Consider the following 12,651-nt stretch of genomic DNA (forward strand, 5'->3'; position numbering starts at 1 on the left):
ACTGTGCACGTGAACGCGAATGATTTGGCTCCTCTCACGCGAGTAGCAAATGAAACAGGGCAGGAAGTGTCCACTGTGCACGTGAACGCGAATGATTTGGCTCCTCTCACGCGAGTAACAAACGAAACAGGGAAAGAAACGTCCGCCCCACGTACACCATGGAGTGCTCGGTGAACGGGACCGCCTGAGGGATGGGTAACCGTCCGTAATTTGTCACGATCGGTAACTCTGCTGCCGAATTCCGTCAGGCCCAGGTTCAGCAAGGTAGTGGTCGCTGGGGTTCGGTGTCACACATACTCCGATTCCTGTTTCGGCAGTTGAACTGTAGGGTGAGTGTATGAACCGATTGGGTAGTGCTACGTCGCCGTATCTTCGGCAGCACGCCACCAATCCTGTGGATTGGATGGAGTGGGGGAAGGAGGCGAGTGCTGAAGCTACCAGGCGAGACGTGCCCATACTGTTGTCAGTTGGGTATGCGTCTTGCCATTGGTAGCTACGGCACTCGACAACTCATTTGGTGTCACGTGATGGCGCACGAGTCGTTCGAGGATGTGGCGACTGCGGAGTTGATGAATGCCAACTTCGTGTGTGTGAAGGTGGATCGGGAGGAGCGGCCCGATATCGACGCGATCTACATGTCGGCCACGGTGGCGATGACCGGGCAGGGCGGGTGGCCGATGACGTGTTTTCTGACGCCGGCGGGGGAGCCGTTCTATTGCGGGACGTACTACCCGAGGACGCCGCGCGGCGGTATGCCGTCGTTCACGCAGGTGCTGACCGCGGTCGCGGATACCTGGCGGACGCGGCGAGCGGAGGTGGACGAGGCCGCGGGACAGGTGGCCGACGCGTTGCGGGCGCAGGCCGACGGGCTGCCGGACAGTGATCTCGCGGTCGGCCCGGAGTTGCTGGATCATGCGGTCGCGGCGGTGCTGCGTGATGTCGATCCACGGTACGCGGGATTCGGTGGGGCGCCGAAGTTTCCGCCGTCGGCCCTGTTGGAGGGGCTGCTGCGGCATGTCGAACGCACCGGCGATCGAGCGGCGCGGCAGGCGGTGCTCGATACGGCCGTCGCGATGGCTCGCGGCGGTATCTACGATCAGCTGCGGGGCGGATTCGCCCGGTACGCGGTCGATGCCGCCTGGGTGGTCCCGCATTTCGAGAAGATGCTCTACGATAACGCCCAATTACTGCGCGTCTATGCACATCTGGCTAGATCCGGTGCGCAAGAGCTTGCCGCGGAACAGCTTTCGCGCGGTGATCTGCCGCCGCGGGTGATGGCGGAGACGGCCGCATTCATACTCGACGATCTGGGGACCGAGCAGGGTGGATTCGCCTCCGGCCTCGATGCGGACACCCACGTCGATCCGCACGGTCCGGGAGTCGAGGGCGCGACCTACGTCTGGACTCCCGCGCAACTGTGCGAAGTCCTGGGCGACGACGACGGGGCCTGGGCAGCAGCGGTTTTCGATGTGACCGCGGAGGGAAATTTCGAACACGGCGCCTCGGTGCTCACTCTGCCGGTACCCGAAGGGCGCGCCGACGTCTCGGGTCCGGTCGATCCCGAGCGTTTCGATCGGATCCGGAAGCGGTTGCGGCAGGCCCGCGACGAACGTCCGCAACCCGGGCGCGACGACAAGGTGGTCACCGCCTGGAACGGGATGGCGATCACCGCGCTGGCCGAGGCCGGGGCCGCCCACGCCCGGACCGATTGGATCGAGGCCGCAGCCCGGTGTGCGCGAATGTTGTTGTCGGAACATATGACCGGTGGCCGTCTGCGGCGCGCCTCGCTCGGCGGCGTAACCGGTGCGGCCCCCGGAACCCTGGAGGATTACGCCTGGCTGGCCAGCGGCCTGCTGGCCCTGTATCAGGCCACCGGCGATTCCGGTTGGCTCGACCGCGCCCAGGAACTGCTGGATATCGCCATTACTCATTTCGCCGATCCGTCCGCCGCGGGCGCGTGGTTCGACACCGCCGACGACGCCGAATCGCTCATCTCCCGCCCGCGTGACCCGTTCGACGGCGCAACTCCTTCGGGCGCTTCGGCATTCGCCGAGGCCCTGCTGACGGCCTCGGCCCTGAGCGAGCCGGATCGCGCCGGCCGCTACCGCGATCTGGCCGAAGCCACCCTGTCCCGCAACGCGATCGTGCTCGCCCGTGCACCCCGTTCGGGTGGTCACTGGCTCACGGTCGCCGAGGCGGCGGCCCACGGCCCGTTGCAGATCGCGGTCGCACTACCCGAGGACACCGACCCCGCTGTCGGCGAATTGCTCACCGCCGCACGCTGGTCGGCCCCCGGTGGATCGGTAATCCTTGCCGGACAACAGAATTCGGCCCCGCTACTCGAGAGCCGCCCTCCGGTCGACGCCCACCCGGCCGCCTACGTCTGCCGAGGGTCGGTCTGCGACCTCCCGGTCACCGATCCACAAGCCCTGCGCTCGTCGCTCGCGTCGGCCGTTTCGGTCGACGAGTGATTTTCTCGTGCGTACGGCGGGCGCGGCGTGATCGCGCGATCTACCGCCGATCGATCCGATGACGTCGGCTCGGCCGCCGGACGCGGTTCTCGCTGGATGTCCAGCGGTGCTCTCAGAGCCGTCGGGCGGCCGTCGAGGAGGGCATGACGCTTCTCGGGCCGGCCACCGGATGGCCAGGATGCGCGGAGCGGAGTGATTCAGCGGTGGCTCTCGGCGGCCGACTGACGGCCGGGACGGGCTTTCCTCGAGAAAAGCCTGGCAGTCGACTGTATAGCGTGTGGCTATGATGTCTCACCAGGTTGACCGGGAAGGCTTGCCGACTGCGGCGAGTCCTTGCAGGATGGCATCCAGGAAGCGGTCGTCGGGGTCTGGATCGACCGCTTGGACAGGGAGTTCATGTGACCATGCAGCCTCGTAGGAACCGTTCGCGCCGACCGTCCGGACGCGGTGCGCTGGCGTTGACCGCGGGCCTCGCCGCGGTGGTATTTGCCACTGTAACGGGCGCGGGCCCGGCGGCGGCCCGGCATGTCGGGGCCTTCGACGTCGGCGGCGCCATCGAGAAGGCCTACGATCGCGCGGGCGGCGCGAACTTCTTCGGCAATCCGACCACCGCCGAATCGGCCGCGCAGGGTGGCCGGTTCCAGGTCTTCGAGCGCGGTTGCTCGATCTATTGGTCGGTGGGCACCGACGCGCACGACGTCTGTGGTCTCATCCGCGATAAATACGCCGCGCTGGGCTGGGAGCGCAGCCCGCTGGGCTTCCCGGTCTCGGACGAGTCCGCGGCCGGGGACGACGGCGCCGGACGCTACAACCTGTTCCCCGGCGGAGTGATCTACTGGTCCGAGGAGACCGGCGCGCATCCCGTCTGGGGTTCCATCGCCGGGGTGTGGCAGGGCAACGGCGCGGAGAAGGGCCGCTACGGCTACCCGACCAGCGACGAATACGACTACCGAGGCGGCAAGGCCCAGGACTTCCAGGGCGGGCGGATCACCTGGCATCCGTGATCGTGATCCGGAAAGGCGTTGCGGCGCCGCAGGGTCGGCGCGAACTCGGCAGGCTTCCCGGTTCGGTGTGATCGCGAGCCGTACGGCGATGGGGATTCGGTCGGCGCTGCCTGTGAGCCCCCGCCGGGTGCCTCGATGTACGCGCGCACCTGGGCGACGTCGGCGGGGCGGCGGTTGCTGTGGCAGGGGTGATCCGTCACGCATCGAGCAGTCGCCAGCACCCGTGGTCGGGGGCTCGCCCGGGGGTATCGCGGCTCCGGTCCCGTGCCTATTCGGGACGGACCGCATTCATCGCGGCGTCCGATGTGGTCGGCGTCGAGGTGGGCGTGGCTCCGTTACCGCCCGGGTCGGCGGTCTGTTCCCGGCCGGCGCCCTTCGCCGCCGGGGCGATATCGGTCCAGCAGTCGGTCGGCTGTTTGCGGCCGCGCAGGTGGATGGTGTCGTGCAGTTCCCAGGACGCGCTCTCGTTACCCGAAGCCGCCTCGATGACGTTCTGGCTCACCAGAATTCGCCGCGGTACGTGTTTGGCCTCGGTGGTCAGCCGGGACGCCTCGTTCACCGCGTCGCCGATGACGGTGAATTCCAGGCGGGTGTCCGTGCCGACGTCGCCGGCGAACACCGATCCGCGCGCGACGCCGATGCCGATATCGAGCTCACCGCCGGCGGCCACCTCGTCGCGGATCCGGCGGGCCGCGCGCAGTGCGGGAGTCGCGTTGTCGCGCAAGGCGATCGGCGCGCCGAAGATGCACAGCGCGGCGTCACCCTCGAATTTGTTCACCAGTCCGCCGTTGTCCTCGGTGGCCGAGACGACGATCGACAGCAGCCGGTTCAGTTTGGCGACGAATTCGCGCGGTGCGAGTTCGGTGGACAATTCGACCGACCCCACGACGTCCACGAACAGCGCGGTCACCACGCGAACATCGCCGGTGAGGTTCATGCCTCCGGCCAGGGCGCGTTCGGCGACCTCGGTGCCCACGTGACGGCCGAACACATCGCGCAGCCGTTCACGTTCGGACAGGTTCTCGGCGAGCTCGTTCACCGAATGCTCGAGTCGGCCGATCTCGCTGGCGCTGCCGACCGGCACCCGCACCTCGAGATCGCCGTGCGCGATGCGGTCCAGGGCGCGGCGCAGCATCCGCACCGGCGCGGCGACCGCGCGGGCGAGCGTGGCGGTGGCGATCGCGCCGACCAGCAGTCCCACCAGGGACATGTACAGCGCGGTGTGGATGCGGTCGCCCGGTGCGGCGACCGGGTCGGCGAGCACGGTGATCAGCATCAGCAGCGGCATCGCCCCGGAAACGGTCCAGGACAACACGACCCGGTTGAGCACGGTGGAACTCCAGTGCATCGTCCCGCCGAGCACGGTCGCGACGAGCGGGATCGCGGGCCGGATCAGCCGGTCGACGATCAGCAGCGTGAAGCCGGCCGATTCGAACGCGCCGAGTGCGAACATCGCGCCGACCACCGCGATCGCCCGCGACGGCACGACCTGCGCGAACAGCAAGGTCACGATGACCACGCCGGGCAGCCAGATGGCCAGGGCTCGAAGTGTGGTCGCCATCGGCAGGTTCAGTAGCCGCCGTGCCTCGGCCTCGGTGGGTTTGCGGCCGGTGTCCAGCCAGCCGAAGTAGTGGCTGCGATCGCGCACGGCCAGTGCGATGCCCACCAGTGCGCCGAGGGTCGGGTAGATCGCGGTCTGCGCCAGCGCGCTCATCCAGTCCGGTCCGAGCCGTCCGAGGAAGCCGCTCAGCCACAGTTCGATGATGATGACCGCGAGGCCGCTGACGTGGCACAGCAGCACCACGCTCGACAGCCCCCAGCGCATCCGCAGCGCCCACAGGATCAACCGATTGATCATGGCGTGCGGGAACTGTGCGGCAGGCGCGATATCGATTCGTAGAGCACGAACGAGCAGCATAGAACCCGAGCGCGCGGCGTCGTCGGTTTCGACCGGATCGTGTCCGGTACGTCACAGGTGCGCCGCGTGATTCCGGCGCCTGCGGGTGGTTATCCCAGCACCACCAGCCACACCGCGACGTAGTGGCACAGGGCCGCGAGAACCGTTGCGGCGTGGAAGAATTCGTGATGTCCGAAGACGGCCGGCCACGGGTTGGGCCATTTGGCGGCGTAGAGGATCGCGCCGATGCTGTAGGCCAGGCCGCCCGCCAGCAGCAGGATCATCGGAGCCACGCCGACGTTGTGCGTCATGGGCGCCGCGACCGGCACGATCGCCCAGCCCAGCAGCAGGTACAGCGGCACGCCGACCCAGCGCGGCGCGGTCGGCCACAGCAGTTTGAGCGCGACCCCGGCCAGCGCGCCCGCCCAGACCACGATCAGCAGTGTGGTTCCGGTGCGACCGGGCAGGCCCAGCAGCGCGAACGGCGTGTAACTGCCCGCGATGAACAGGAAGATCATCGAATGGTCCGCCCGCTTCATATGGGTGCGGGCCCGCACACTCGTCCAGGTCACCCGGTGGTAGGTGGCGCTGACCCCGAAGACGCCGCAGACCGTGAGCCCGTAGATCAGCGTCGACAGGCCCGCGTTCGCCGAGACGGTCGTGGACACCGCGACCAGCGCGAGGGCAGCGACGGCGGCGATACCGACTGCCCAGGTGTGTATCCAGCCCCGCATGCGCGGTTTGACCGGGATGTTCGCCGTGAGCTCGAAGGTTTCCAGGGCAGCGGGCATGGGCGTCACCGAATCGGACAAGACTTACCTCCTGAGTAACCTACGGTACCGTAAGTTGGCGATCTCGCCACCGCGATGCCGATGACATGTCAGCGGCCCGGTTCCCCCCGATGTACGCGGCGTGCCGATATCTCCGGGGCGTAGGGTTGCTCTCCGTGAGGCTTGCAAGTCAGGTGCGTGAGCTGCCGTATCGCATCTATCAGGCGCGGCTGTCCAAACAGCTCGCAGGCAAACAACATCCCCGCCATGTGGCCGTGGTGTGTGACGGAAATCGCCGCTGGGCGCGGGAGAACGGCTTCACCGACGTCAGCCACGGGCATCGCGTCGGTGCGCTGAAGATCGCCGAACTCGTCGGCTGGTGCGAGGCCGAGGGCATCGAGATGGTGACGGTCTATCTGCTGTCCACCGAGAATCTCAACCGCGATCCGGACGAGTTGGAGACCCTGTTCGAGGTGATCACCGACGTCGTGGAGGAACTGTCCGCGCCGGAGCTGAACTGGGGCGTGAAGATCGTCGGCTCGCTCGACGGACTGCCGGAGGACGTCGCGCGCCGGATGCGCAAGGCCGCCGACGAGAGCCACGGCCGCACCGGCGTTCACGTCAACGTCGCGATCGGATACGGCGGCCGCCAGGAGATCGCGGACGCGGTGCGTTCACTGGTCCGACAGGAGATGGCGGCGGGCGAGACGGGGGAGGATCTGGTCCAGTCGATCACCGTCAACGCCATCGGCCAACATCTGTACACCTCCGGACAGCCCGATCCGGACTTGGTCATCCGCACGTCGGGTGAGCAGCGGATGTCCGGATTCCTGCTGTGGCAGAGCGCCTATTCGGAGATCTGGTTCACCGAGGCGTACTGGCCCGAATTCCGCCGGGTCGACTTCCTGCGCGCACTACGTGATTACGCCGCCCGGCATCGACGCTACGGCGCCTGAGCGCGAGTTCGAGCGATGCGGGGTTTGGGCCGGTGGACAACGGCTCGGCCCAGGATATGTTGCATCACATGATCATCGGGATGGGCGCGGTCGCGCTCGCGTACCGTCGGAGTACATGAGCGAGTCCGGGCAGCGCGGCGCGGTGGAGATCGTGGCGGCCGAGACGCCGTACATCAGCTACGAGGAGTTCGGCCGGAGATTCCTGGAGTACGCCGCGTCCCCGGCGCGGATCGCGGGCGCGTTCTCCCGATTGACCGGCGCCGCTTTCGATTTCGGCCCGCTCGGGGTCGGTCCGGGGCGTCTGGCCAAGGTGAGCGCGCAGGTGCGACTCGGTGAGCCGGTGCTGGCGCGAAACCTGGGCGAGGAGATCACCTTCGAACTCATCATCCCGCTGAAGGTCGATCTGCTGCTGGACCTGACCGTTGACCGTCATCGCTTCGATGTCGACGGCGCGGTTCGCGTCCACCTGACCGTCCGCACCGCCGAACCGCTGCGGGTGATCATCGATATCACCGAGCCGCGCCCGGGCGACGTGCGCGTCAACGTCGCCACCGCCACCCGCCGCGGCCGGCTGCTACGCCTGCTGGCCAGTGTCGATCACGAGATCCGCCGCTTCGTCGCCCGCTACGTCGCCCGCGAGATCCGCAAACCGCATATCGCCGCCGTCCGCGAGATCGACGTAGCCACCAGACTGGACGCCGCCTGGAAGGTGTGAAGGAGAACCCACAATGCGCGCTGGGGCGAGGGGTCGAGTCGACGCTCGAGCGGCGCAACGGCTCGAACGTACCCACCTCGCAACGCGCCCAGCGGCGAAGCGTCTCTGTTCCGCTGGGAGTCGCCCGCGAAGCGAAAGGCTCAGCAAGGCCAGCTCCAAGGTTTTCGGCGCGGCTCGTCGTTCAGCCGTCGAAGCGCATGGCCGAAGGCCGAGTCTCGAGGGCTGAACGACGAGCCCCCAAGCGCCGAAAACCCGCCGGAGCGAAGCGGAGGCCAAAGATGCAGCATTACAGTTTCCGGAGCCGGATTCGGTTGATGCTGTGGTCGGAGTCCTTGCGCAACACCAGAGTCGCGCGCGGCCGCGTGGGCAGGATGTTCTCCACGAGATTGGGGCGGTTGGTCGCGTTCCAGATCTCCTGGGCCGCGATCGTCGCCTCCTGATCGTTGAATCCGGCGTAGTGGTGGAAGTGCGACTTCGGGTCCGCGAAGGCCGTTTTGCGCAGGGACAGAAAGCGATTCACGTACCACTTCTCGATATCCTCGATCCGCGCGTCGACGTAGACCGAGAAATCGAACAGGTCCGAGACCATCAGGCGCGGCCCGGTCTGCAGGACGTTGAGCCCCTCCATGATCAGGATGTCGGGCTGGCGCACGCAGTGGAACTGATCGGGCAGGATGTCGTAGGCGATATGTGAATAAATCGGCGCGCAGACCTCGGATGCACCGGATTTCACCTCGGTGACGAAACGCAGCAGTTTGCGCCGATCGTAACTTTCCGGGAATCCCTTGCGGTGCATGATTCCCCGACGCGTGAGTTCGACTGTCGGATAAAGGAATCCGTCGGTGGTGACCAGATCGACCCGGGGGTGGTGGTCCCAGCGGGCCAGCAGCGCCTGCAGCACGCGCGCGGTGGTGGATTTTCCGACCGCGACGCTACCGGCGATACCGATGACGAAGGGGACCTGGTGGTCCGGATGCGTCTCGCCGAGAAAGGTGGCGGTAGCGGCGAACAATCGCTGCCGTGCTGCTACCTGCAGATGGATCAACCGGGCCAGCGGCAGATAAACCTCGGCGACCTCTTCCATATCTATCTGCTCGCCGAGACCGCGCAGGCCGACCAGTTCCTCCTCGGTGAGTACCAGGGGGGTCGACTTTCGCAGGGTGCGCCATTGTTTCCGGTCGAATTCCACATAGGGACTCGGCTCACTCATCCGTGCCATTTACCCACGCTCTCGGTTCGGTGCACATGACGCATTCGGTCCGGACGCCGCGTCGATGATCCCGCGCCGTCCGCGCGCCCGGCGGGACGGGATCCGGTGGGCAGTCCTGGCATAGGCGAATTGTCCTCGTGGGCAGGGCCGCCTCGTACACGGGGTGTTATTACTCGCGAGTAACCACGCGTGACATTTCTCTCCCGGCCTCGGGGTTTCGGATGCGGGCGTACTTCCCGGACTGCGCGAACGCCCGGTCGCGGTATCGTCGGCTGTCATGGACGCGCATCCGCTCGTGAGCGATTATCTGCGGCTGGGGCTGGCTTTCGATCGCCTCGAACCCGGGTTCGTCGATGCCTACACCGGAGATCCCGCGGTGCGGCGCGAGGTGCAGGAGGGGCCCGCGCCGCTACCGGCCGAGTTGGCAACGCGGGCCTCGGCATTGCGCAAAGAACTGCCCGAGGCGGGTCTGCCCGCCGAACGCACCGAATTCCTCGATGCGCATCTGCGCGCCCTGGAATGTTCCGCGCGCAAGTTCGCCGGTGAGCAGATCTCCTTCATCGATGAGGTGCGCGCCTATTTCGATGTGGATATCGCGCCTGGTGACGAGTCGGACTATCGCGACGCGCATCGGCAGATGGACGAGGTCCTGGCCGGTGACGGATCGCTGTTCGAACGGGTGAGCGCGCATCGCAAGGCCGACGAGATTCCGCCGGAGCGGTTGAGCGAATGCGTCGCGGCGTTCTCCGGCGCGCTGCGCGAACTGGTCCGGGCGCGTTATCCGCTGCCCGATCACGAACAGGTGGAATACGAGGTCGTCGGCGATAAGCCGTGGTCCGGATTCAATTACTACCTGGGCAACTTCCGGTCCCGGGTCGCGATCAACTCCGACCTCAAACAGCATATGGCGCATCTTCCCGCGCTCATCGCGCACGAGGCGTATCCCGGTCATCACACCGAGCACTGCCGCAAGGAGGCCGGGTTGGTCGGCGCGGGGCAGGCCGAACAGACGTTGTTCGTGGTCAACACACCGCAGTGCCTGATGGCCGAGGGACTGGCGGACCTGGCGTTGCGCTCCATCGTCGGGCCGGGCTGGGGCAAGTGGGCTCAGGAGATCTACGCTGATCTCGGGCTGCGCTTCGATGGTGAACGGGCGGAACGGCTTTCGGACGCGTCGGCGAAACTGCTCGGGGTGCGCCAGGATGCCGCGCTGCTCTTGCACGACCGCGGCCGCGGCGCGGACGAGGTCGCGGAATTCCTGCAGCGCTGGAGCCTGGCCACCCCCGAACGCGCCAGGCAGTCGCTGCGTTTCCTGTCCTCACCGCTGTGGCGCGCCTACATCAGTACCTACGTGGAGGGCTATCGCCTGCTCGGCGGCTGGCTCGACCGCGCCGTGGACGAGGACGAGCGGGCCGATCGTTTCCGCCGCCTGCTCGACGAACCGCTGACCCCCGGAGCGGTCCGCCGCATGTGACGCCTGCGGGTCACTCAATACATCGGCACGGAACAATGTCCGCCGGAAATCGTGCATACCAGGAGTGAGATCTGCTGCAGCAGGGCTTCGATGGGATTCAGGGGTACGAAGATCGGTTGCATCGTGGACGCGCCTTTCCGGTGATCGAGTTCTTCGCGTCACAGTCTCGGCTCCCGCATCCCTGTTCGGAACACCCCGATTCGGTTGCCCGAGAAATCGAGGGCACAGTGACGCGCCGATTCCGCCGAATCAGGTGGGGAGCCCACGCGCTTGTGCTACGCGTGCCCACTTAGACTGTGCTGGTGACCCAGACGACCGCCGCCTCCGTGAACTCCCAATCGCTCGCCGAACTCGATCCCGAACTCGCTGCCGCGATGGCGGGCGAACTCGCCCGGGAACGCGACACGCTCGAGATGATCGCCTCGGAGAACTTCGTACCGCGTGCGGTACTGCAGGCCCAGGGCAGTGTGCTGACCAACAAGTACGCCGAGGGTTATCCGGGTCGCCGGTACTACGGCGGGTGCGAGCACGTCGACGTGGTGGAGAACCTGGCGCGCGAGCGGGTCAAGGAACTCTTCGGCGCGGAATTCGCCAATGTGCAGCCGCATTCGGGCGCGCAGGCCAACGCCGCGGTGCTGATGGCGCTGATGAATCCGGGTGAGAAGCTGCTGGGTCTGGATCTCGCGCACGGCGGGCACCTCACCCACGGCATGCGGCTGAACTTCTCCGGCAAGCTCTACGAGGTGCACGCCTACGGGGTGAGCAAGGAGGATCACCGCGTCGATATGGAGGCGCTGCGCGAGCAGGCGCTCTCGGTTCGGCCGAAGGTGATCGTGGCGGGCTGGTCTGCGTATCCGCGGCATCTGGACTTCGCGGCGTTCCGGGAGATCGCCGACGAGGTCGGCGCGTACCTGTGGGTGGATATGGCGCATTTCGCCGGTCTGGTCGCCGCCGGCCTGCACCCCTCCCCGGTGCCGCACGCCGACGTGGTGTCCTCCACCGTGCACAAGACCCTCGGCGGTCCGCGGTCGGGTCTGATCCTGGCCAAGCAGGACTACGCGAAGAAGCTCAACAGCGCGGTGTTCCCCGGTCAGCAGGGCGGGCCGCTGATGCATGTGATCGCCGCCAAGGCCGCCGCGTTCAAGATCGCCGGGACCGAGGAGTTCAAGCAGCGTCAGGAGCGCACGCTCTCGGGTGCGAAGATCCTCGCCGAGCGTCTCACCGCGGCCGACGTGAAGGACAAGGGCATCACGGTGCTCACCGGCGGCACCGATGTGCACCTGGTCCTGGTGGATCTGCGCAACTCGGTGCTGGACGGCCAGCAGGCCGAGGATCTGCTGCACGAGATCGGAATCACGGTGAACCGCAACGCCGTTCCGTTCGACCCGCGCCCGCCGATGGTCACCTCGGGTCTGCGCATCGGCACCGCCGCCCTGGCCACCCGCGGCTTCGGCGACGCCGAGTTCACCGAGGTCTCCGACATCATCGCCACCGCTCTCGCCGGTGGCGCCGATCTGGACGCTCTGCGCGCCCGGGTCAGCAAACTCGCCGCCGACCGCCCGCTGTACCAGGGCCTCGAGGAGTGGGGCCTGCTGTAATCTCGGCCTCCGCTTCGCTCCCCGCTCCGTCGGTCCGGAATCGACCGGGGCCCCGGCCCTGGAATCGGCGCGTTCGGGGGCGGAGCCGGTCGCCGGGCTACCAGAGTACGAAGCGACGTGTGCCGCCGGTGAGTTCCGGCGCGTCGGCGGTCACCGTCGCGACCAGTTTTCTCGGCGCGGGGTTCACCCAATGCCGTTGTGACGTGGTCGCTTTCAGTATCACTGTGGGTACGGTCTCGTTCCCGTCGGCCACCGACCGCACGAATGCCGCGGCTTCCGGGTCGCCCCAGATGTCGACCTCGCGATGAACGATTCCGTGGCGGTTGAGCACTCGTCGTAGCCGGGCGCAGTAGGGGCAGCCGGGGCGGCGATAGACCACCAGTTCGGGGGTGATGTCGTCGGACATGCGAGCCGAGTCTATTCGCCGCTGTGCCGACGGTCGATGACCGGATCTTTCGATTCGCGGTGGGCAACCGGTTCCCGAGGTGAACCCCGCTCGACCATGGGGTGACGTTATCGGGAGTTCTTGGTAGAGAAGCTGTTCGACCTGGGCCGA

9 protein-coding genes and 1 pseudogene are annotated in these 12,651 nt (G+C 67.0%); 6 read left to right on the plus strand and 4 right to left on the minus strand.

Annotated features, from left to right (window positions below; translation table 11 throughout):
• Window positions 1-337 precede the first annotated feature (337 nt).
• Both NV1_RS18595 and NV1_RS18600 read left to right on the plus strand, forming a co-directional pair.
• A pseudogene (locus NV1_RS18595) lies at window positions 338-2,471 on the plus strand (thioredoxin domain-containing protein).
• 404 nt (window positions 2,472-2,875) lie between these two features.
• On the plus strand, window positions 2,876-3,475 hold the full coding sequence (locus NV1_RS18600) for an LGFP repeat-containing protein (RefSeq protein WP_067893227.1): 600 nt from the start codon (window positions 2,876-2,878) through the stop codon (window positions 3,473-3,475).
• A 268-nt stretch (window positions 3,476-3,743) separates the two neighbouring features.
• On the opposite strand, the gene NV1_RS18605 is transcribed toward NV1_RS18600, so the two are convergent.
• Both NV1_RS18605 and trhA read right to left on the minus strand, forming a co-directional pair.
• Entirely contained in the window at window positions 3,744-5,333 is a 1,590-nt protein-coding gene (locus tag NV1_RS18605; RefSeq protein WP_084525531.1) for an adenylate/guanylate cyclase domain-containing protein, read from the minus strand.
• 149 nt (window positions 5,334-5,482) lie between these two features.
• Window positions 5,483-6,163, minus strand: coding sequence for a PAQR family membrane homeostasis protein TrhA (gene trhA / locus NV1_RS18610; RefSeq protein ID WP_067892965.1), 681 nt, complete (start codon window positions 6,161-6,163; stop codon window positions 5,483-5,485).
• Between the two features lie 110 nt (window positions 6,164-6,273).
• Here trhA and NV1_RS18615 point away from each other — a divergent pair, with 110 nt between their 5' ends.
• Together NV1_RS18615 and NV1_RS18620 are read left to right on the plus strand one after the other, a co-directional pair.
• The gene (locus NV1_RS18615; RefSeq protein WP_084525509.1) at window positions 6,274-7,098 is read left to right on the plus strand and encodes an isoprenyl transferase; all 825 of its coding nucleotides are present in this window, start codon (window positions 6,274-6,276) and stop codon (window positions 7,096-7,098) included.
• 115 nt (window positions 7,099-7,213) lie between these two features.
• Window positions 7,214-7,813 carry a hypothetical protein gene (locus tag NV1_RS18620; protein WP_067892966.1) on the plus strand — a complete coding sequence of 200 codons (600 nt, stop codon included), beginning with the start codon at window positions 7,214-7,216 and terminating at the stop codon, window positions 7,811-7,813.
• A gap of 286 nt (window positions 7,814-8,099) precedes the next feature.
• Here NV1_RS18620 and coaA read toward each other — a convergent pair whose 3' ends face one another.
• Entirely contained in the window at window positions 8,100-9,032 is a 933-nt protein-coding gene (gene coaA / locus NV1_RS18625) for a type I pantothenate kinase (RefSeq protein ID WP_067892967.1), read from the minus strand.
• Window positions 9,033-9,300: 268 nt separating this feature from the next.
• Between coaA and NV1_RS18630 the strand changes: the two genes are divergently transcribed.
• Together NV1_RS18630 and glyA are read left to right on the plus strand one after the other, a co-directional pair.
• Window positions 9,301-10,497, plus strand: coding sequence for a DUF885 domain-containing protein (locus NV1_RS18630; protein WP_067892968.1), 1,197 nt, complete (start codon window positions 9,301-9,303; stop codon window positions 10,495-10,497).
• Window positions 10,498-10,799: 302 nt separating this feature from the next.
• The gene (gene glyA / locus NV1_RS18635; protein ID WP_067893231.1) at window positions 10,800-12,095 is read left to right on the plus strand and encodes a serine hydroxymethyltransferase; all 1,296 of its coding nucleotides are present in this window, start codon (window positions 10,800-10,802) and stop codon (window positions 12,093-12,095) included.
• Window positions 12,096-12,192: 97 nt separating this feature from the next.
• Here glyA and NV1_RS18640 read toward each other — a convergent pair whose 3' ends face one another.
• Window positions 12,193-12,501: a glutaredoxin family protein gene (locus NV1_RS18640; RefSeq protein ID WP_067892969.1), complete on the minus strand. Its 309-nt coding sequence runs from the start codon at window positions 12,499-12,501 to the stop codon at window positions 12,193-12,195.
• Window positions 12,502-12,651: the final 150 nt, after the last annotated feature.

The organism is Nocardia vaccinii NBRC 15922 (genome assembly GCF_001613305.1).
GTDB lineage: Bacteria > Actinomycetota > Actinomycetes > Mycobacteriales > Mycobacteriaceae > Nocardia > Nocardia vaccinii.